19 protein-coding genes and 1 pseudogene are annotated in these 20334 nt (G+C 65.9%); 8 read left to right on the top strand and 12 right to left on the bottom strand.

What is annotated here, in order from left to right; all coding sequences use genetic code 11:
- Positions 1 to 22: 22 nt before the first annotated feature.
- From VH499_RS14335 to VH499_RS14325, 3 genes are read right to left on the bottom strand one after another with little or no spacing between them, the layout of a single operon-like run.
- A complete protein-coding gene (locus VH499_RS14335) occupies positions 23 to 871 on the bottom strand; it encodes a 4-(cytidine 5'-diphospho)-2-C-methyl-D-erythritol kinase (RefSeq protein WP_332053419.1) in 849 nt (282 codons plus the stop codon).
- 19 nt (positions 872 to 890) lie between these two features.
- The gene (locus tag VH499_RS14330) at positions 891 to 2684 is read right to left on the bottom strand and encodes a tetratricopeptide repeat protein (RefSeq protein ID WP_332053418.1); all 1794 of its coding nucleotides are present in this window, start codon (positions 2682 to 2684) and stop codon (positions 891 to 893) included.
- 5 nt (positions 2685 to 2689) lie between these two features.
- Complete coding sequence (locus VH499_RS14325) at positions 2690 to 4345, bottom strand: electron transfer flavoprotein-ubiquinone oxidoreductase (protein ID WP_332053417.1); 1656 nt, start codon at positions 4343 to 4345, stop codon at positions 2690 to 2692.
- A gap of 118 nt (positions 4346 to 4463) precedes the next feature.
- On the opposite strand from VH499_RS14325, the gene VH499_RS14320 reads away from it, so the two are divergent.
- Positions 4464 to 5528 carry an alpha/beta fold hydrolase gene (locus tag VH499_RS14320; RefSeq protein ID WP_332053416.1) on the top strand — a complete coding sequence of 355 codons (1065 nt, stop codon included), beginning with the start codon at positions 4464 to 4466 and terminating at the stop codon, positions 5526 to 5528.
- Entirely contained in the window at positions 5528 to 6379 is an 852-nt protein-coding gene (locus VH499_RS14315) for a uracil-DNA glycosylase (protein WP_332053415.1), read from the top strand. The genes VH499_RS14320 and VH499_RS14315 overlap by 1 nt, the downstream gene beginning before the upstream one ends.
- A gap of 55 nt (positions 6380 to 6434) precedes the next feature.
- Here VH499_RS14315 and VH499_RS14310 read toward each other — a convergent pair whose 3' ends face one another.
- From VH499_RS14310 to aceB, 6 genes are all read right to left on the bottom strand, one after another.
- Positions 6435 to 7058, bottom strand: coding sequence for a hypothetical protein (locus tag VH499_RS14310; RefSeq protein ID WP_332053414.1), 624 nt, complete (start codon positions 7056 to 7058; stop codon positions 6435 to 6437).
- Positions 7059 to 7070: 12 nt separating this feature from the next.
- The gene (locus VH499_RS14305) at positions 7071 to 8462 is read right to left on the bottom strand and encodes a selenium-binding family protein (RefSeq protein ID WP_332053413.1); all 1392 of its coding nucleotides are present in this window, start codon (positions 8460 to 8462) and stop codon (positions 7071 to 7073) included.
- A 185-nt stretch (positions 8463 to 8647) separates the two neighbouring features.
- On the bottom strand, positions 8648 to 9070 hold the full coding sequence (locus VH499_RS14300; protein ID WP_332053412.1) for a GNAT family N-acetyltransferase: 423 nt from the start codon (positions 9068 to 9070) through the stop codon (positions 8648 to 8650).
- Between the two features lies 1 nt (position 9071).
- Complete coding sequence (locus tag VH499_RS14295; protein WP_332053411.1) at positions 9072 to 10040, bottom strand: 2-dehydropantoate 2-reductase; 969 nt, start codon at positions 10038 to 10040, stop codon at positions 9072 to 9074.
- 10 nt (positions 10041 to 10050) lie between these two features.
- Positions 10051 to 11583 carry an acyl--CoA ligase gene (locus VH499_RS14290; RefSeq protein ID WP_332053410.1) on the bottom strand — a complete coding sequence of 511 codons (1533 nt, stop codon included), beginning with the start codon at positions 11581 to 11583 and terminating at the stop codon, positions 10051 to 10053.
- Between the two features lie 68 nt (positions 11584 to 11651).
- Entirely contained in the window at positions 11652 to 13268 is a 1617-nt protein-coding gene (gene aceB / locus VH499_RS14285; protein WP_332053409.1) for a malate synthase A, read from the bottom strand.
- Between the two features lie 91 nt (positions 13269 to 13359).
- Here aceB and VH499_RS14280 point away from each other — a divergent pair, with 91 nt between their 5' ends.
- Genes VH499_RS14280 through VH499_RS14270 form a run of 3 tightly spaced genes read left to right on the top strand, consistent with a single transcriptional unit; the run spans position 13360 to position 15396 of the window.
- The gene (locus VH499_RS14280) at positions 13360 to 14550 is read left to right on the top strand and encodes a urate hydroxylase PuuD (protein WP_332053408.1); all 1191 of its coding nucleotides are present in this window, start codon (positions 13360 to 13362) and stop codon (positions 14548 to 14550) included.
- Positions 14551 to 14554: 4 nt separating this feature from the next.
- Positions 14555 to 15016 carry a hypothetical protein gene (locus VH499_RS14275; RefSeq protein ID WP_332053407.1) on the top strand — a complete coding sequence of 154 codons (462 nt, stop codon included), beginning with the start codon at positions 14555 to 14557 and terminating at the stop codon, positions 15014 to 15016.
- On the top strand, positions 15013 to 15396 hold the full coding sequence (locus VH499_RS14270; RefSeq protein WP_332053406.1) for a hypothetical protein: 384 nt from the start codon (positions 15013 to 15015) through the stop codon (positions 15394 to 15396). Before VH499_RS14275 ends, VH499_RS14270 begins: the two co-directional genes overlap by 4 nt.
- Positions 15397 to 15429: 33 nt before the next feature.
- Here VH499_RS14270 and VH499_RS14265 read toward each other — a convergent pair whose 3' ends face one another.
- Positions 15430 to 16152 (bottom strand): hypothetical protein, encoded by a 723-nt coding sequence (locus VH499_RS14265; RefSeq protein WP_332053405.1) that lies wholly within the window; start codon positions 16150 to 16152, stop codon positions 15430 to 15432.
- A 107-nt stretch (positions 16153 to 16259) separates the two neighbouring features.
- Between VH499_RS14265 and VH499_RS14260 the strand changes: the two genes are divergently transcribed.
- The 3 genes from VH499_RS14260 (at position 16260) to VH499_RS14250 (ending at position 19265) form a co-directional block, all read left to right on the top strand.
- Positions 16260 to 17030, top strand: a complete 771-nt coding sequence (locus tag VH499_RS14260) for a crotonase/enoyl-CoA hydratase family protein (RefSeq protein WP_332053404.1) — start codon at positions 16260 to 16262, stop codon at positions 17028 to 17030.
- Positions 17030 to 18052 carry an NADPH:quinone oxidoreductase family protein gene (locus VH499_RS14255; protein WP_332053403.1) on the top strand — a complete coding sequence of 341 codons (1023 nt, stop codon included), beginning with the start codon at positions 17030 to 17032 and terminating at the stop codon, positions 18050 to 18052. Before VH499_RS14260 ends, VH499_RS14255 begins: the two co-directional genes overlap by 1 nt.
- 64 nt (positions 18053 to 18116) lie before the next feature.
- Positions 18117 to 19265 carry a serine hydrolase gene (locus VH499_RS14250; RefSeq protein ID WP_332053402.1) on the top strand — a complete coding sequence of 383 codons (1149 nt, stop codon included), beginning with the start codon at positions 18117 to 18119 and terminating at the stop codon, positions 19263 to 19265.
- 66 nt (positions 19266 to 19331) lie between these two features.
- Here VH499_RS14250 and VH499_RS14245 read toward each other — a convergent pair whose 3' ends face one another.
- Both VH499_RS14245 and VH499_RS14240 read right to left on the bottom strand, forming a co-directional pair.
- Complete coding sequence (locus VH499_RS14245) at positions 19332 to 20108, bottom strand: crotonase/enoyl-CoA hydratase family protein (RefSeq protein WP_332053401.1); 777 nt, start codon at positions 20106 to 20108, stop codon at positions 19332 to 19334.
- 15 nt (positions 20109 to 20123) lie between these two features.
- Positions 20124 to 20334: pseudogene (locus VH499_RS14240) on the bottom strand (acyl dehydratase); the annotation flags it as partial.

The following is a 20334-nucleotide window of genomic DNA, read 5'->3' as shown; positions in this document are numbered from 1 at the left end:
GATCCATCGGGCGCGTCACGGCTCAGGTCAGGCGGCCGGCATGATGCCACCACGATTCCGGCACGCCCGTCGCTGCACGCCTGGCATCGGCGACCGTATCGTAGAGGGCAAAGCAGGTGGCGCCGCTGCCGCTCATGGCGGCATAGCGCACGCCAGCCGTTCTCCGCAGGCCAGCCAGTACCTTGCCAACGACCGGCTGTCTCGACACCGCAGCCTCGGTGAGGTCGTTGCCGCGAGCGGACAATGCGGCCGCGAGGCCGGCGAGGTCCGACCATGGCTGATCGAGAGGCCGTATGGGCGAGAAATCCCCCTGTCGAGCGGCGAACACCTCGGCCGTCGGCAAGGGCACGCCGGGATTGACCAGCAGCAGCCCGCAAGAAGGCAATGGCGGTGCAGGCTGGAGCGTTTCACCGGCGCCGCTTGCAATGCTGGGACGCTGGTCGAGGCACATCGGCACGTCGGCACCGAGGCGCGCGGCAAGCATCGAAAGCCTCGCCGCCGGCAGATCAAGCCGCCATAACCGGCACAAGGCGCGCAGGGCTGCAGCTGCATCAGCCGAGCCGCCGCCCAGCCCGGCCGCCACGGGAATCCGCTTGACGAGCCGGAAGGCGGCGCCCGCTTCGACCGCGGTGTCCCTTGCCAGCAGACGCGCCGCCTTCAGCACGAGATTGTCCGTGCCGGCCGGGAGCTCGGCGGCGCCAAGACCTTCGATGGCGAGAGCGACGCCCTCCGCTGTGGAGACTTCGAGCGTGTCGCCAAGATCGGCAAAGGCGACCAGCGAGTGCAAGAGATGATAGCCGTCGGCCCGTCGTCCGACGACGTTCAGCCAGAGATTGACCTTGGCCCGCGCCGTCTCGGTCTCGCCGTGCACCTGCTTCGTCCGGGGCCGGTCAGCCGCCCTTGTTCTTTTCGGCGGACTTCTCGTAGACGGTCGGCTTGTCGTTGGTCGCGTTGAGGCCGTTGGCGAGTTTGTCCTCGAGAACGGGCAGGCGGTCCTTGTCGGGCTTCTGGTTCACGGCCCGCTGCCATTCGAAGCGCGCCTCGCGCAAGCGCCCGACATGCCAGTAGGCATCGCCCAGATGCTCGACGACCGTTGCATCGTCACCCTTCTGCTCGCTCGCCCGTTCGAGCCACTTCACGGCCTCGTCGTACTGGCCGAGCCGGTAGTAGGCCCACCCGACCGAATCGGTGATGGCGCCGTCATCGGGCCTGAGCTCCGTCGCCCGCTTCAGCATCTTCATGCCCTCGTCCAGGTGCATGCCCTGGTCGATCCAGCTGTAGCCGAGATAGTTCAGCACATAGGGCTGGTCGGGCGACAGCTCAAGCGCCTTCTTCATGTCGGCTTCGGCGCGCGGCCATTGCTTTATCCGCTCCAGGCAGATGCCGCGCCCGAAATAGACCGGCCAGTGTTTCTCCTCCGGCTGCTTGATCCGCAGGATCGCCATGTCGTAGGCGGCGACCGCGTCCTTGTAGCGCTCCTTGGTGCGCAGGAGATCGGCCAGGGTCAGCGCGGCGTCGATCCGATCAGGTTTCTCGGCGGCCATCGCGCGCAGGCGGCGTACCGCCTCGTCGAGATTGTCCTCCTGCGCGGCGAGCGTGGCGGCGCGCAGACGGGCCTGCCAGTAGAGCGGCGAGCTCGCGCCGATCTTGCCGAGCGCCGCGATCGCCTTGGCATTCTTGCCGAACTGCTCGTCGAGGCCGGCGATCATCAGCCAGGCAAAGTCCAGATCGGGTTTCAAGTCCACGGCGAGCTGCTCGAAGATCAGGGCGAGATCGGCGCGCTCGTTGCGCTGATCGGCGCCCAGGATGCCGCCGATATCGAACATGATCTCGGCAATGCCTGACGCCGGGGTCGGCGGCTTGGGCGCAGGCGCGTTGGCGGCCAGCATGCCGTCCATGACGACCGAATCGCTGTACTTCTCGCCGTAGGACTGGAGCAGCGCGTGGGCGTCGCCCGTCTTGCCGAGCCGGCGAAGTCCTTCGGCGGCCGCGACCGCGATACGCAAGCCGGCGGGATCGAGCTCGACGGCCCGGCGATACTTCGCCTCGGCTGCCGCGCGGTCGCCGGCCAGCTCGTCGATCTGCGCGCGGATGATGAGCGACGGGGCCTCGGACCGATCGCCTTCCTTGGGCTTCAGCCGCGACAGGATCTCGCGCGCCGCGGCGAAGTCCTTCTCGCCCGCCTTCAACCAGGCGACGACGAACTCGCGCAGCGGGCCGAGCTGGTTCTCGGCACCGATGCGGCCGAGCTGCTGCTCCGCCATTCGGTAGTCGCCACGCTTCACCTGCTCGACCGTCAGCACGAGATTGGCGAAGCCGTCGCCCGGCTTGGTCGCCAGAACCTTCGGCGCGAGGCGCACAGAGGCGTCCAAATGGCCGGCGTACATGTGCATGCGGAAAGCGGCATAGAGCAGCGTCGGATCATCCGGCGTCTGGGCGAGTGCGAGGTCGAGCTCGTGCGCACCGACTTCGTAGTCGTGGTCGGCCTCGGCCACGCGCCCGGCGAGGTACCGGCCGTCGACCGAGATTGCCTTCGGCGGAAGGGTCCTTTGCGGCAAGGTCAGCGATGATGGCGACTTGGAGGACGGCCCGCCCGACTGAGCGTGATTCGACTGGGCACGGCCCGACACGGGGAGGGTGAGCAGCAGGGCCGTGGACAACAGCGCGAGGGTTTTGGATCGCATGCCTGTCACATGTTGGGATAGTTGGGGCCGCCGCCACCTTCGGGCACGGTCCAGTCGATGTTCTGTGCCGGATCCTTGATATCGCAGGTCTTGCAGTGAACACAGTTCTGGGCGTTGATCTGAAATCGGGGCTGGCCGTTGTCGGCCGTGACGACTTCGTAGACGCCAGCCGGACAATAGCGCTGGGCGGGCTCGGCGTAGAGCGGCAAATTGACCGCGATCGGGATCGAGGGATCGCGCAAGCGGAGATGGACCGGCTGGTCCTCCTCGTGGTTGGTGTTCGACAGGAACACCGAGGAGAGCTTGTCGAAGGAGATCACGCCGTCCGGCTTGGGATACTGGATGGGCTGGAATTCCGCAGCCGGGCGCAGGCATTCATGGTCCGCCTTGTGGTGGCGCAGCGTCCACGGCAGGCGCAGTCCGAGATCGTGCATCCACATGTCGAAGCCGCCGTAGATCGTGCCCAGCACCGAACCCCACCTCAGAGCCGGCTTCACGTTGCGCACCTTGTCGAGATCCTTCCAGATCCACGACGCCTTGACCTTGACCGGATAGGCAATCAGCTCGTCGCCGCCGGTCTTGCCGCCGGCCAATGCCTCGAACGCCGCTTCGGCGGCCAGCATGCCGCTCTTGATCGCGTTGTGGCTGCCCTTGATGCGCGGCACGTTGACGAAGCCCGCCGAGCAGCCGATCAGCGCGCCACCGGGGAAGGTGAGCTTCGGCACCGACTGAACACCGCCTTCGTTGATGGCGCGCGAGCCATAGGCCAGCCGCTTGCCACCCTGCAGGTACTTGGCGACCTCCGGATGCGTCTTGAAACGCTGGAACTCGTCGAACGGCGAGAGGTAGGGGTTCTCGTAGGACAGATGGACGACGAACCCGATCGCCACAAGGTTGTCGCCGAAATGGTACATGAAGGAGCCGCCCTGGCTTGCGGTCTCCGACAGGGGCCAGCCCTGCGAATGCACGACCAGGCCCTTCTTGAACTTGGCCGGATCGACCTGCCACAGCTCCTTCAGGCCGATGCCGAACTTCTGCGGGTCGACGTCCGCGCGCAACTCGAACTGTGCCATCAGGACCTTGGCAAGCGAGCCGCGCGCGCCTTCGGCGATCAGCGTGTACTTGGCATGCAGCTCCATGCCTTCGGTGTAATTGTCCTTGTGATGGCCATCCTTTGCGATGCCCATGTCGCCAGTGGCGACACCCTTCACCGAGCCGTCTTCGTTATAGAGCACCTCGGCGGCGGCGAAGCCCGGATAGATCTCGACACCCAGCGCTTCGGCCTGCTGCGCCAGCCAGCGGCAAACGTCGCCCAGGCTCACGATGTAGTTGCCGTGGTTGCTCATCAGTCGGGGCATCATGAAGTTGGGGAAGCGGAACGAGCCCGCCTTCGTGAGCCACAGGAACTGGTCGTCGCTGACCTCGGTCTCGACCGGCGCACCCTTCGTCTTCCAGTCGGGAATGAGCTCGTTGAGGCCGATCGGATCGATCACTGCGCCGGACAGGATGTGCGCGCCGATCTCGGAACCCTTCTCCAGCACGCAAACCGAAACTTCGTGGTTGCGTTCGGCAGCGAGCTGCTTCAGCCGGATTGCCGCCGCCAGCCCGGCCGGGCCGCCGCCGACAATCACCACGTCGTATTCCATTGCCTCGCGTGCCATTCCCGTCTCGCTGTGCAGTGCGTTTTCCAGATGGACGCAGCCGAGACCGGCGGCAATCCTTTCGCTGCTAAATAACCTGTCGGGGGCTGGATCGCTACCTGCGGAAAGGGGCATTCCCATGGCTGAGCTGACGGAAATCGAGAGCAAGACCTTCAGCGCCCGCGATTTCCGGCTGCTGAACGGGCAAAGCCTGCCGGTCCTGGAGCTCGCCTACGAGACCTATGGCACGCTGGCGCCGCAACGCGACAATGCCGTCCTGGTCGTGCACGGCTACACGTCGAGCCATCACGCGGCCGGCCTCAACGCCCGGGGCAAGGCCGGCCGTGGCGTTGCCGACGGCGCGCCCGGCTGGTTCGATGCGTTGATCGGGCCGGGCAAGGCGGTCGACACGGATCGCTACTTCGTGATCGCGGTCAATGCCCTCGGCTCGGCCCACGGCAGCACCGGACCCAACACGATCGATCCGCGCACCAACAGGCAATACGGACCGACCTTCCCCGAAATCACGCTGCGCGACATGGTGGCGAGCCAGAAGCTGCTGATCGATTCCCTGGGTATCACACGGCTCGTCGCGGTGATCGGCCCATCGATGGGCGGCTTCCAGTCGTTCCAGTGGGCCGCCTCCTATCCGGGCTCCACGAGGGCGGTGGTGCCCTCCGTGACGGCGCCGCGCGCCCCTTCCGGCATCGACCGACTCGAGGCGCTGCAGAAGCGGCTGGCGAATGATCCCAATTGGAACGGCGGCTGGTACTACGACAATGGCGGCATCGCCACCACGCTGGAGGAGATCCGCTTCGAGACGCTGATGAGCTACGGCCAGAACGAAATCCTGGCCGAGACCGTGCCCGACCCCAAAGCGCGCGAAGCGGCGATCCGTGCCAACGCCAGGGCCTGGGCGAAGATCTATGACGGCCACTCGCTTGTGGTGCTGCGCAGGGCGATCGGCGGCTTCGACATCACCAACGACTACGACAAGCTCAGGAAGGCCAAGGTGCTCTACGTGCAGTCGCCGACCGACAAGCTGTTCGACATCAGGGTGAGCCCGGGCTACGTCATGGACATGCGCAAGGCGGGGGTGGATGTGACCTATGTGGAACTGCCCTCCAACAAGGGCCACATGGCGAGCCATGCCGATGCGAGACTGTGGGCGCCGATCCTGGATGCGTTCCTGAAGAGCCTGTGATGGCCGAAACGCCGATCGCAACCGAAGATCTCGCGGCGCTGCTGCGTTGGTATGCCGACCAGGGGGTGGAGGAGGCGGTCGAGGAGAGACCGGTCGACCGGTTTGCCTTGCCCCCACCTGCTGCGGTCGCCGCCACCGTGCCGGCCGCCAAGGCTTCCGCGCGACCAGCGACGCCGACGCCGTTGCGGCCTTCCCCGCTGCCTGCGCCGGCGGCGCGCGCGCCGGTGCCCATCGAATCGCCGCAGCTCGTCGACGATGCGCGGGCCCTCGCCGAGAGGTGCAGCACAGTCGCCGAGCTCGAGGCGGCGGTGCGCGGCTTCGAGAGCTGCGCCCTCAAACGCACCGCCAAGAACACCGTGTTCGCCGACGGCACGCCCGGCGCGCCGGTCATGATCGTGGGCGAGGCTCCGGGAAGCGACGAGGACCGGCTGGGCAAGCCGTTCGTCGGTGTGAGCGGCCAGCTGATGGATCGCATGATGGCGGCGATCGGGCTCACGCGTGACGGCGGCTTCTACATCACCAACATCCTGTTCTGGCGACCGCCTGGCAACCGCACGCCGACACTTGCCGAGCAGGCGATGTGCCTCGCCTTCACGCGCCGCCATATCGAGCTCGCACGACCCAAGATTCTGGTCCTGGCGGGCGGCACGTCGGTCAAGGCCGTGCTCGATACGACCGAGGGTATCACCCGCATGCGCGGCAAGTGGGTCGGCTATCGCCTGGCCGACGGCACGGAGCTGCCGACCATGCCGACCTTTCATCCCGCTTATCTGCTGCGCACCCCCGCCAGCAAGCGCCTGAGCTGGATGGACCTGCTCGCCATCGACAAGAAGCTGAAGGAACTGCCTTAGGCTGAGGGGCGCGCTCCGATGACGGTGGCCCTCCGCAAGCATCGATCGGCTTTCGTCAGGCGAGGAGGAGCCAGACGCCTGCTGCGACGAGCGCCACGGTCCAGATAAGGTCGAGATTGATCCAGGCATGGCGCAGGATCGCGAGCCCGATCCATTCGTAGACGGTGATGGCGATCGCGCCGGTGACGGCCAGCATTGCGAGCGTATGCAGGCCGACGCCGGCGAGAGCCGGAACGACCGATCCGCTGGCCGAGGCCGCCGCGCCGCCGGAGAAGCAGAGCGGCATCAACGCCGGCCAGAGCATGAGGCCGGCACCGTGTGCGGTCGCCATCAGAAAAGACCACAGGGCAAGACCGAAGAGGCCGGTCTGCAAGCCTACGCGTACGCGATGATGCGATCCATAGCGCCAGTGACAGAGAGCCCACACGATCAGGGCGCCGCCTGCGGCGACGCCAAGCACACGTCCATCGACCAACAGACCGAGCGAGACGACCGCGGCCGCGACCAGGGCGACCGACAGCGCATGTCCGGCGGCGATCGGCAGCAGCGAGAACCACACGACTCGACGATCGTCCCGATGCAGGCCGAGCGCCACGGCGAACAGCCATCCCATGGCCGGATTGAGGCCATGAAAGGCGCCCAGCCCGGCGACGACGATCCAGGGCCAGGCGTCGCTCATGGTCAGGGGCGCCTAGGGATAGCAGTAGGAATCGGACGAACAGTCACCGCCCTCGAGGCGGACCTGATGCGGCCGGTGCGACTTCGGCCATTTGACGAAGAACCGTGAGTCGAAGGCGATGCCGCCCGACGGCTCGGCGTCGAGCTTCACCATCCATCCCTCGATGCCCTCGGGATAGAACTGCGGATCGATCGCGCCGTACAGCGAGTTGGTGAAATAGATGCGCCGGCCGTCGCGGCTGATCTCGACCATCTGCGGCCCGCCACTCAGCGGACCCGTTTCCGACGGATGAGCGGCGCGGGCCACAATGCCGCCGATCCGTACCTTGCCGGTCAGCTTGGGATTGAACGGATCGGAGACGTCGTATTGCTGGAGATCGCCCGTTCCCCAGCAGGCGACATACAGAAACCTGTCGTCCATCGACAGGTCGATGTCGGTGACGAGCGGTGGACAGGCCTTGAAGCCCTTCAGGACCGGCGGCAACTGGTCTTCGTTGGCCGGCTCGGCCGGGATCTCGATGACCTTCCTCACCGCCCACTTGTCGCCGTCGCGATACCAGGTCCAGATCGAAGACGACAGGTTCTCGAGGCTCAGGACGCAGTTGACGAAGCCGTACGCCTTCGTCGGATTGTGCGCCGGCCTGAGCTCGAAAACGAGCTGATGCTTGTCGCCGAAATCGATGGTCTGCACGTGCTTGCGCTTATGCAGGTCCCAGAAATGCAGGCGCCGGCCGTATTTGGCGCCGAGCAGGACTTCCGGGATCAATCCGTCCTCGAAGGTGTCAGGCGTGCCCCATTCGCTCGTCACCATCGTGTCGTGACCCAGATGCCACCAGGCATCGTAGGCGAAGTACTGCGGCCCGCGATTCATCTCCCATTGGCCGCGCACATCGAAGCTTTCGTGATCCATCAGGAAGATGCCGCCCGGCCCCTTGCCTTCGCGATTGCCGAGGGCCGCGACATAGATGCCTTCAGGGCCGCAATGCACGGTGTGGGGTCGCGTATATCCTGCCCGTTCCGCGATTTCGGCTGGCTCGATGACTTTGACGATGGCGGGCTTGCGCGGGTCGGGCTTGGTATCGAGGACATGGATGCGCGAAGAGCGCAGACCCGGCACGATCAGGTAGCGCCGCTCGCTGTGAGGATGCGGCGCATTGGGGCAGAGGCAGGACGAGCAGGCGTTCCAGCCGAAATGGTGCAGCTCGTCGCCGACGTTGGGCATGGCCGTGCTGCCGACGATGGCCGAGTAGCTCGCCGAACCGGGATCGACGTCGACGACGGCGATCGCGTCCGGTTGCTCGCGCCGCGGGTCGAAGGCGGCGACGTAGGCCAGGGTTTCCGCCGGTGCCTTCATCGCCATGCGCGGCGAAGGATAAAAACTCGGATCGGGTGTCCAGGTCGCCATAACTCACCTCCCTCTGCGAGTCGGACGATGTTGTCATCCCGAGCGAAGCGCGGGATCTCTGGCGATGCCGAATAAACATCCCTCTTCGGCTTCGCTCAACGCAGGTGCCGTACACGGGATGACGCTGATTTTCAGAACTTGGTCGGCGCCAACACTACCACGAGCGGGCGGCTAAAGCCCTTCTTCTAAAGCCTCTTCTTCAGGAAGAACTTCTTGTGGCCCGTCGGATAGTCGTCGAGCGTGCCAAACAGCTCGTAGCCGCGCTTCTCGTAGAAAGGCCGTGCCTGGAAGGAATGGGTGTCGAGCGTCGCGGTGTGGCAGTGCCGTTCCCGGGCATAGGCTTCGGCGGCATCCATCAAACGCGTTCCATTGTCCCGGCCGCGCACCGCCTCGTCGACCCAGATAAATGAGACATGCAGGCAGCCGCCCCAAATCATGCCCAGCAACCCACCCATGACTTCGCCGCGCTCGGTCTTGAGGAAGAAGTTGACGGGATAGTAGGCAGACACCCCGGTGGCGGCGAAGTTGTGGTAGATCACGCCGTTGCGGACGCGCTCGGCATCGGCGCTGTTCTCCGCCTGATCGAACACCAGCTTGAGCTCTTGCATGTCAGCGCACCTCGGCCCGCTGGCGCACGAGAGCGAGGATAGAACGCCCGATCGGCATGTCGACGCCGACCCAGCCCGCCATCTCCACGACGGCCCCCAGCAGCGCCTCGATCTCGAGCGGCCGGCCGCGTTCGAGGTCCTGCAGCATCGAGGTCTTGTGCGCCCCCACCTCGGCGCCGCCGGCCAGCCGCTTGTCGACGCCTATGGCGAACCTGACGCCGAGCTTTTCCGCGACCGCCTGACCCTCGACCATCAGCGCGCGGCAGACGGCGTGCGTGCCCGGGTCGGCCAACACCTTGTCGAGCGTCGCACCGGTGAGCGCGCTCACCGGGTTGAAGGCCATGTTGCCCCACAGCTTGACCCAGAGCTCGTCGCGAATGCGCGCCCGCACCGGCGCCTTGAGGCCGGCCTTGATCAAAAGCTCCGAGAACTTCGCCGCGCGATCGCTGCGGCTGCCGTCGGGCTCGCCAAGAGTGAAGCGGTCGCCATAGGTGTGATGGATCATGCCGGGTTCGACGACATCGGCGGCGGGATAGACGATGCAGCCAAGCGCTTGCGCGGGCGGCAGGCCCGCCGACACGACGCCGTCGGGATCGACCGCCTCGACGCGCCGTCCCTCGAACGCGCCGCCGAGCCGGTAAGTGTACCACCACGGCACGCCGTTGATCGCCGCGACGATGGTCGTGTCCGGCCCGATCAACGGCTTGAGCTGCGCCATCGCCGGCACGAGCGAGTGCGCCTTGAGCGTCAGCATGAGGTAATCCTGCGCCCCCACGCTCCTCGGATCGGTCTCGACGCGCGGCCGGGTGACGACCTCCCGGCCGTCGCTGCGCAATGCCAGCCCATTGGCGCGCATCGCCTCGCAGTGGGGGCCACGGGCCACGACCGTCACTGGCGTGCCAGCGCTCTCCAATTTCGCGGCGATCAGGCCGCCGATCGCGCCCGCCCCGAAGACGCAGATCGATGTCACCTGCCTGCCCTCAAGCCGTCGCCTCGCCCAGGCCGAGCTTGGCGGCGAGCCCGATGCGCTGCAGCTTGCCCGTCGCGCCCTTGGGAATCTCGGCCACGAACAGGACCTTGCGCGGCACCTTGAAGTCGGCGGCGCGCCCGGCCACGAAATCGCGCAGCTCGCGCTCGGTGCACTCGCAGCCCGACCGCAGCACCACGGCCGCGCCGACCTCCTCGCCGAGCTTGGGATGGGGAATGGCGAAGGTCAGACACTGCTCGACCGAAGGATGATCCATCAGGATGACGTCGATCTCGATCGGGCTGATTTTCTCGCCGCCGCGGTTGATGATTTCCTTCAGCCGGCCGTTGAGGAACAGATAACCGTCCTCGTCGAAGTATCCCTGATCGCCGGTGCGGAACCAGCCGTTGGTGAAGGCCTTGGCGTTGGCGTCGGGGTTGTTGTCGTAACCCGCCGTAACGTTCGGTCCCTGGATCACGACTTCGCCCGTCTCCCCCGGCGGCAGGATCTTGCCGGCCTCGTCCATGATCGAGATTTGCGGGCCCGCCGGCAGGCCGACGGCGCCTGCCTTGCGCTTGCCCGGCGGCAACGCATTGGATGCCATCTGGTGGCTCGCCTCGGTCATGCCGTAGGCCTCGATCACCGGGCAGCCGAACGCCGCCTCGAGCTCGGCCATGACCTGCGGCGGCAACGAGGAGGACGACGAACGGATGAAGCGCAGCTTCGCCGCCTTCGCCGCTTCGGCGTTGCCGCGCAGGCGGCCCAGGATCGCCTGATGCATGGTCGGCACGGCGGTGTACCAGGTGGGCCTCGCTTCCGCGAGCCAGGCGAAAAAGCGCAGCGCGTTGAAACCCGGCGTGCACGATACCGATGCGCCGGCCGCGAGCGAGGAGAGCGTGGCCGCGACCAGCCCGTGGATATGGAACAGCGGCATGATGTTCATGCAGCGGTCGGCCGGCGTCAGCGCGAGCGTGGCGCCGATATGGCGCGCTGAAGCGGCGAGATTGGCGGTCGACAGCGGTACAATCTTGGGTCGCGCCGTCGTGCCCGAAGTATGCAGGACGAGCGCGATCTCGCCATTCGACGAAACACCCGGTTTCGCCGCCCTGGCGGGCTCGAGCGTGGAGACGTCGAGCGTGAAGACGCCTGCAGGTGCCGTTTCGTCGGGCACCAGATCGATGATCGGCACGCCGAGCTTTTCGGCCACGCCCCGCACCGGGCTCTCCAGTCCCTTCTGGACGATCACGGCCTTGGGCTTGAGGTCGTCGATATAGAACTGGAACTCCTCCGCCCGGTAGGCGGGATTGAGCGGTGCCGAGGTCGTGCCGGACGCGACCGCCACGAACGAGGTCGCGGCCTCCGGTCCGTTGGGCACGACCATTGCGACGCGATCGCCGCGACCGATGCCAACGCCGTTCAAAGTCGCAAGCGTGTCGTCGGCGAGTTTCTTCAGCCCGGCGAAAGTGAGCCATGGCCGGCCGGGGGCGCCGACCGCCGGTGCATCGGGTTTGCCGGATGAGGTGACGTCATAGACAGCCTGAACCATGGTCCGTTTGCCCTCTTCTGTTTCACGTTCCTCCTCTTTCGCCCAATCCGCGAAGGGGAGGACAGGTTTTACGCCGCCTTCTTTTCATCGGCGATGATGCGGTCGTAGGCGGGCAGCGTCAGGAACTCGTAGAATTGCGGCTGCTCGACCAGGTCGATCATGAGCTGGGCCGCATCCTCGTAGCGGGCACCGGAATAGGCCGCGTCGCCGAGCTGCGCCTTCACCTTGTCGTTCTCCTCGCGCACGATCTGGCGCACGAACTCCCTGGTGATCGGGCGGCCGTCATTGAGCTTCTGGCGGTGACGGACCCACTGCCACACCTGCGCGCGGCTGATCTCGGCGGTGGCGGCATCCTCCATCAGGTTGAACAGCGGCACGCAGCCGATGCCCCGCAGCCACGCCTCGACGTAACCGATGCCGACCGCCACGTTTTGCCGCAAGCCCGCCTCCGTCTTGGTGCCGTCCGGCACCCTGACCAGGTCGGCCGCGTTCACATGCACGTCCTGGCGCTTGCGCGCGATCTGGTTGGCTTCCTTCATCACCGCGTCGAACTCGGCCTTGGCGATCTCGACGAGACCCGGATGGGCGACCCACGTGCCGTCGTGGCCGTCCCCTGCCTCGCGCTTCTTGTCGGCGCGCACGCGCTCCATCGCGATCTCGTTGGCCGCAGCATCGTTCTTGATGGGAATCTGCGCCGCCATGCCGCCCATCGCGTGCACCTCGCGTCGATGGCAGGTCTTGATCAGGAGCTGGCTGTAGCAGCGCAGGAAGTGAGAAGTCATCGTCACCTGGGCACGGTCGGGCAGTACCGCCCACTCCTGCTCGCGGAACTTCTTGATGAAAGAGAAGATGTAGTCCCAGCGGCCGCAATTGAGGCCGGCCGAGTGATCCCTGAGCTCCCACAGAATCTCGTCCATCTCGAAGGTGGCGAGGATCGTCTCGATCAGCACCGTGGCCTTGATCGACTTCTGCGGCAAGCCGAGCGTGTTCTGGGCATGCACGAACACCTCGTTCCACAGCCGCGCTTCGAGATGGCTCTCCATCTTGGGCAGGTAGAAATACGGCCCCGTTCCCCGGGCCAGCGCTTCGCTGGCGTTGTGAAAGAAATAGAGACCGAAATCGAACAGCGAGCCCGACATCGGCTTGCCGTCGACCGTCATGTGCTTCTCGAGGAGATGCCAGCCGCGCGGCCGCACGAACAGCACGGCGGTCTTGTCGGCGAGTCGGTACGCCTTCTGGCTCTGCGGATCGACATAGTCGATCTGGCGGCGCACGGCGTCCATCAGGTTGAACTGGCCCTCGACCATGTTGGCCCAGGTGGGCGTGCTCGCATCCTCGAAGTCGGCCATGAAGACATTGGCGCCGCAGTTCAGGGCGTTGATGATCATCTTGCGGTCGACGGGGCCGGTGATCTCCACGCGCCGGTCGAGAATGTCCCGGGGCAGCGGCGCCACCGTCCAGTCGCTCTCGCGGATCCGGGCAGTGTCCTTCAGGAAGTCGGGCTTCTCGCCGGCATCCAGCCGCTTCTGACGATCGATCCGCGCCGCCAGCAACTCTTCGCGGCGGGCATTGAACCGGCGCTGCAGGTCGGCGAGGAAGGCGAGCGCATCCCTGGTGAGCACCTTCTCGAAACCTGGCTTGACGGCTCCGTCGATCACGACGCCATCCGGAAGATCCAATGCCATGGTTGTTTCCCCTTGCGATTCACAGGATTGACAGAGGTGAAGGGCGATTTACCGCCTTGAGGGCCTGCCCGGCAAGGCGCTACGAAAAGGAATGGATGCCGGCTTCGCGATCGATTGGCTCAATCTCGTCCTGCGCTGGGCCCACATGATCGTGGGCATCGCCTGGATCGGCGCCTCTTTCTACTTCATCTGGCTGGACAACCATCTCCGCACGCCCCTCGATCCAGCCGATACGGCCAAGGGAATCGGCGGCGAGGTCTGGGCCGTCCACGGCGGCGGCTTCTATACCGCCAAGAAGTTCACCCTGGCGCCCGAGAAGCTGCCGACCGAGCTGCACTGGTTCAAATGGGAAGCCTACACGACGCTGATCACCGGCTTCCTGCTGCTCTGCCTCGTCTACTACTACGGCGCGCAGGTGGCGTTGATCGACCCGTCGGTGATGGCGCTGAGCCCGCCCGAGGCAATCGCGATCGGCGTCGCGTTCATGGCGGGCGGCTGGCTCTTCTACGATGCGCTTTGTCGCTCCGCCTTCGGCGAGGACGACGCCATCCTGGGGGGATTGCTGTTTCTTGCCTGCACTGCGGCGGCGTGGGCGCTCTGCCATCTCTTCTCGGGCCGCGGCGCCTACATGCATTTCGGCGCCATGCTGGGCGTGATCATGGTGCTCAACGTCTTCTTCGTGATCATTCCCGGCCAGCACGAGCTGGTGAAGGCGAAGCAAGAGGGCCGCAAGCCGGATGCGAAGTTCGGCCTGATGGGCCGCCAACGCTCGGTGCACAATACCTATTTCACCCTGCCGGTGCTGTTCACCATGATCAGCAACCACTATGCCGGCCTCTACGGGCATCCCTGGAACTGGGTGCTGCTGGTGATGATCTCGGTCGCGGGCACGCTGGTGCGTGTCTGGTTCGTCCAGCGCCACAAGGGCAACGCCGACCCGCTGGTGCTTGCCGCGGGCCTCGTGATGCTGGTCCTGACGGCCATCGTCGCCCTGCCCCGCCCGGATCCGGCGATGGCCGGCGGACCGGTCGCGTTCGCGGAGGTGGAGCCGGTCATCCAGCAGCGCTGTACGCCGTGTCATGCAGCCAAACCCACCCAGGAAGGCTTCGCCGCTCCGCCCAAGGGGGTGATCCTGGAGACGCCCGACGAGATCCATGCCCGCGCCGCCACGATCAACCAGCAGGTGGTCGTCGCCAAGGCGATGCCGCCCGGCAATCTCACCAACATCACCGACGCCGAGCGCGGCCTGATTGCGCGATGGTTCAAGTCCGGCGCACAATAGCTGCATGATCCCGCGCACGGGCAATCGGCCATGGCGCCGTCTGTTGACGCCAGCGCTGGCCGCGGTCGTGATCGTCGCCGCCTGGAGCCAACTCGCCGACCGCAGCGAGCGTGTGCTCGCGCGCGACCCCGGCAACGACATCGCCACGTCCGGGCCGGAACGCAGGAATTGGGGTAACGGCATCGGCTTCGTCGACGAGCGCCGGCTCGACGAGCACTACAAGAAACACGGCGCGGAGTTCGGCAAGATCACCAAGCTCGACTATCTGCACCAGGCGCAACTCCTGCGCGATACGGCCGTCGGCGGCCCGGTGCTGGAGACGGTACGGCGCGACGGCGTCACCACGCGCTTCGACCGGCAGACCGGCGCCTTCATCGCCTTCAACCGCGATGGCACGATCCGGACCTTCTTCAAGCCCAACGATGGCGAGCGATACTATCGCCGGCAGGCGGAGCGCGTCGAATGAGTGCGGCACTTCCCCCTCCCGGTCCGCCCGATGTCGAGGAATTGCGCGACCTGATCGACCAGTGGTCGACCCTGAGTTCCGATCTCGAGCGCAAGGACTACACGTTCGATCTCGATAACTGGCGCAACGATGTCGATGTGCGCCAGCTCATCCTCGAGGCCCTGCCGATGTTCAGCCGCGAGGAGATCGGCGACCACGCCCTGAAGCTCGACGATGCCGACAAGATCTTCCAAGCTGCCACGCGCCCTTTTCGGCGCTGCGTCTGGGGAGTCGGCACGGCCAGGAAGGAGAGATGGACGCCGCAGGCCAACTGGTGGTACTTCCGCACGCCGATGCGGTCCAACGCACAGCTCGAGGACGAGCTGGCGACAGTGCGGTAGACGATTGCGCAACCAGCATGCGCGAACGTCCCTCTACTTCCTCTCATAGAACTCGAAGACGTGGAGATCCTGTGGAAATTCCTTCCGCATTCCCCACGGTGTTTCTTTGGTCGGCGCGAAATAGGGTTCGAGCAGGCCGAGTTGGGAAAGCGACTGCGGCATGTCGCGAAGATTCCAGCCAACCAGCAGCAACGCTCCGGGGCGCATTACGTCGTGGAGCGCCTTGATCACTCTGCGGAGATCGTCGCGCTCGACGGGACCGTAATCGTCATGTTCGGGAACGCGGTAGCCAAGAACACCGCTCAGCACCACACAATCGAAGAACCCCGGCGGCCTGTGCCGGTCGATCTCCTCGACAGACGCGACAATGTGATGTTTGCCGCCCCACACCTTGGCAGCGGGATTGCGGTCGATCGTCGTGTAGCGGTCGGGCTCGTCGGCGAACAGCTTCTCGTGCTGACAGGCATAGGACGCGGTGCCGACGAACAGGACCCGCTCGTAGGTGTCGCGTACCCAGGGCAACGCTTCGTTCTTCAGAAACAGGCGCTCTGGATTCTCGCGCAGCATCCTCTCATACTGTTCGTTCACGCCCACGATGCGCAGCAGGACGAACCGATGAAGCGACTTTGGAACCAGTGACTTCGCGCTTGGAAAGACGTCGTTCACCCAGTATGCGAGCCGGACGAGCAACTTCTTGAGTATCCCAAGCATGCGACTACCACCCTGGGCGAGTTGCGCGCGGACGAGCTGCGTCACGGTAACAGTTTCATCGACGGCGTAGCATCGGGATTATCGGATTTTTTCGGCAGCACACATCGCGGGGCGCCTTGCGCTTCATGCCGCGATGCTCGCAGGGTTGAAAAATGGAACCGGCAAAAATTCTCGTCGAGAGAGGCCGTCAGGTCACCACCATTGTCATCAATCGTCCGCAGGCCCGGAACGCGCTCGACAACGAAGCGGCACACGCGCTCTCCGCGGCGCTTCGGGCATTCGAGACGGATGGCGAGGCCCGCGTCGCGGTCCTGACCGGCGCGGGCGGCGCGTTCTGCGCCGGCGCCGACCTCAAGGAGCTTGGCGGCGGCACGGACTATTTTCCCTGGGCCGGCAGCGACGACGGTCCGCTGCGCGCACCGCTTTCCAAGCCGGTGATCGCCGCGATCGAAGGCCATGCCTGCGCCGGTGGTCTGGGCGTGGCGCTGTTCTGCGACATCCGCATCGTCGACGATACGGCGACATTCGGCGTCTTCTCGCGGCGCTGGGGCGTGCCGATGAGCGACGGCACGACCGTGCGCCTGCCTCGAATCGTGGGCCAGGGTCGCGCGCTCGACATGCTGCTGACCGGCCGCGCGGTCGGCGCCGACGAGGCGATCGCGATCGGGCTTGCGACGCGCAAGGTCGCGCCCGGCACGACACGCGCCGAGGCGGAGAAGCTCGCCGCCGAGATCGCGGCGTTTCCGCCCATCGCCATGACGTCGGACCGGCAATCGGCCTATGAAAGCTTCGACCGTGCCCAGGCAGCCGCCATCCGCCGCGAGATGGAACTGTCGCTGGCGGCCCGGCGGCAGGAAGCCCAGCAGGGCGCCGCGCGCTTCGCCGGGGGTGAGGGCCGGCATGGCAGCTTCGAGAGGAAATGATGCGGGCGTTGGTGTGTCATGACTACGGTCCGATCGAGGGCCTCAAGATCGAGGATGCGCCGACCCCGGCGCCGAAGGCGGGCGAGATCCTGATCAGGGTCGGGGCGGCGGGCGTGAGCTTCGCCGCCATGCTGGGCGTCGAGGGCAAGCACCAGAACAAGCCGACGCTGCCTTACATTCCGGGCAACGAGCTCGCCGGGCACATCATGGCGCTCGGCCCCGGCGTCGATCGTCTGAAGGTCGGTGATCGCATCGCGACCGGCGTGCCCCAGGGCGGCTTTGCCGAATATGCGGTTGCGACGGCGGCGAACGCCGTACGGATCCCCGATCGCATGCCCTATGCCGAGGCGACGAACTTCCCGACCCTCTATCCGACAGCCTATGGCGCGCTGAGATGGAAGGCCAATCTCCAGCCCGGCGAAGTTCTCCTGGTGCACGGCGCCGGCGGCGGGTCGGGCCTGACCGGCATCGAGGTCGGCAAGGCGATGGGCGCCATCGTGATCGCCTCGGCGGGCGGGGCCGACAAGCTCGCCGCGGCCCGGGAAGCGGGCGCCGATCACCTGATCGACTATCACCGCGAGGACCTGCGCGCGAAGGTCCTCGAGTTGACGGATGGCCGCGGCGCCGACGTGATCTACGATCCGGTCGGCGGCTCGGCCTTCGATGTCTCGCTTCGTTGCGTGGCGCCGGAGGGTCGCATCATCCCGATGGGCTTCGCGTCGGGCACCATTCCGCAGATCCCGGCCAACATCCTGCTGGTCAAGAACGTAACGGTAATCGGCTTCTACTACGGCTACTGGACCGGCTGGGGCGGCAGGAAGGTGCCCGGCCCGAAGGACGCCGCAGCGCTCGAACGACGGCGCGCCATGGTAGCCGCCGCGCAAGACGATCTGATGCGTTGGTTCACGGAGGGCAAGCTCTTGGCCAAGGTCGCCGCGACCTTCGATCTCGCCGACTGGATCAAGGCGTTCAACCTTATTCAGAACCGGACTGTGGTCGGCAAGGCCGTGCTGGTGCCGTAAAGAGCCGGCCTGCCAGTGATTTGGCCCGGTTGCGCGGTTGCAAAAGGTGCGAGCGAGAGACCGAATGCGACGACGCCGGTTTTCTTCACTTCTCGGCGGAGCCGCACTGGCACCGCTCACCGCGGCATACGCGGACCCTTCCGACGGCTGCGGTGTTCCAGCAGCGCGAGACGACGGCTGGCCCGTCGTTCTTGTCAACGAGGACAGGCTCGTCGACCGCAGTGCGTTGTGCAGGATGGCTGATCGGCTCGCCGCTTCGAGCAACGTGCACGCCGTTCTGGTCGCACACGGTGGCAAGCTGGTGTTCGAGCGCTACCTCAAGGGCTCCGACGAAATCCAGGGTCGCCGCGTGGAAAACGTCACCTTTGATGCCGACAGACTGCACGACATGAAGTCGGTTTCAAAGAGCGTCGCGTCGCTCGCGGTTGGGATCGCGATCGATCGAGGGCTGATCAAAAGTATCAACGAACCGATCTTCAGTTTCTTTCCCGAGTTGTCGGATTTGCGTTCCCCCAAAAAGGACCGCATTCAGCTCGTGCATGCCCTCACCATGTCGATGGGCCTCGAGTGGGTGGAGGCGACTCCGGCTACCGGAGACTATGACAACGACGAGTCACGCATGCATATGGCGCCGGATCCATGTCGCTACGTCCTCGGCCTTCCGGTGACTGCCGCGGCGGGACAAGAATTCTTCTACAACACCGGCGCGCTGACGCTCGTGTCGGCCATAATTCGCAGGGCCACCGGGCGGCCTCTCGACGAATTTGCGCGCGAGACGTTGTTCGAGCCCATGGGCATTGCCGGCGTGGAGTGGAGTCGGGTCAAGGGGGATGCCGATGCCGGCGGAGGATTGCGCTTGCGGCCGCGGGACATGGCGAAATTCGGCCAGCTCGTCCTCGCGGGCGGTCGCTGGAAGGACCGCCAGATCGTTTCGAAGGCGTGGATCGAGACCTCGACGGCACCGAAGATCAAGGGCCCGGCCGATCAATCCTATGGATACCTATGGTGGCTCGGTCGCTTCCTGCTCAATAAGCACGAGCTTCATTGGATTGGCGCGCTTGGTCGAGGCGGCCAGTCGATTCGCATCGTTCCCGAGCTCGATCTCGTCGTCGCGGTGATCGCGGGATACTACCAGGATTACAGCCCACGAGCGTTTCAAGTGCAGTTCAACGTTTTCAGGGATGTCGTGCGGGCGATTTCGCCTCCGGCCTGAACGGGAAGCGCAGCCGCGCGAACTGCGCGCTCGGAGCAGCAGCGGGCGCCCGTGGTCCGATCCGTATCAGATATCGCTGAAATTGCCGCCCCTGCCCTTGCCTGATGCAAAGCGGGCGGCGCCCCGACGCGCTTCGGCGTCCAACGTCGGCTGACCGAGGCGGCCTTCGTTGGCGAGCGCCTCGCGCAGCTCCAGCCCCCACTGCTCGTAGGAGGAGCGGCGGTCCGAGCGCAGGCAGAGCTGCGGGAACTTCGCGAGCTGCGCGGCGAGCCGCCCGGCTTCGGCCAAGGCCTGCCCCGCCGGTGCAAGGCGATTGGCGAGCCCCCACTCGAAGGCCTCGAGCGCACCCACTTCGCGGCCGGTCAGGATCATGTCGAGAGCGCGGCTCTGGCCGATCAGACGCGGCAGCCGCACCGTGCCGCCATCGATCAGCGGCACGCCCCAGCGGCGGCAGAAGACGCCGAACTTTGCCGTCTCCGACGCGACGCGCAGATCACACCACAGGGCAAGCTCCAGCCCGCCCGCCACGGCATAGCCCTCGACCGCGGCGATCACCGGCTTGGAGAGGAGGTGGCGGGTAGGCCCCATCGGCCCCGGTCCCTCGGGATCGTGCAGGCCGCCGCCCGCCCCTGCTGCCGCCACCTTGAGGTCGTAGCCGGCGCAAAAGGTGCCGCCGCGGCCGGTCAGGATCGCGACCGATTGGCCCTCGTCGCGATCGAAGGCGAGGAACGCCTCGCGCAGCAGGCCGGCCGTTTCGGGATCGACCGCGTTGCGCGCCTCGGCGAAGCGGTCGATCGACACGACGGTGGTCGTGCCTTCCGTGTCGACGACAACCTTGCTCATGGCCGCTCCCCGTCGCTATCGCCCCTGCATCAGGCGGAGCGGCGTGTAGATCAGAACGGTCTCGCCCTTCTGGTTCTTGACATTGTTGGTCGTGCGCACGAGGGCACGCGTCGGGTCCTTCGAGGTGGGCTTGAGCTCCGTCACCTCGATCTCGACATGGATCGTATCACCGACATAGGTCGGGCCCTTGATGTCGAACCCCATCGACAGGAAGGCCAGTCCCGTG

It is taken from the genome of Reyranella sp. (assembly GCF_036558665.1).
Taxonomy (GTDB): domain Bacteria; phylum Pseudomonadota; class Alphaproteobacteria; order Reyranellales; family Reyranellaceae; genus Reyranella.
The sequence above is the reverse complement of the archived record's forward strand: the minus strand, read 5'-3'. Positions and strand labels throughout refer to the sequence as shown.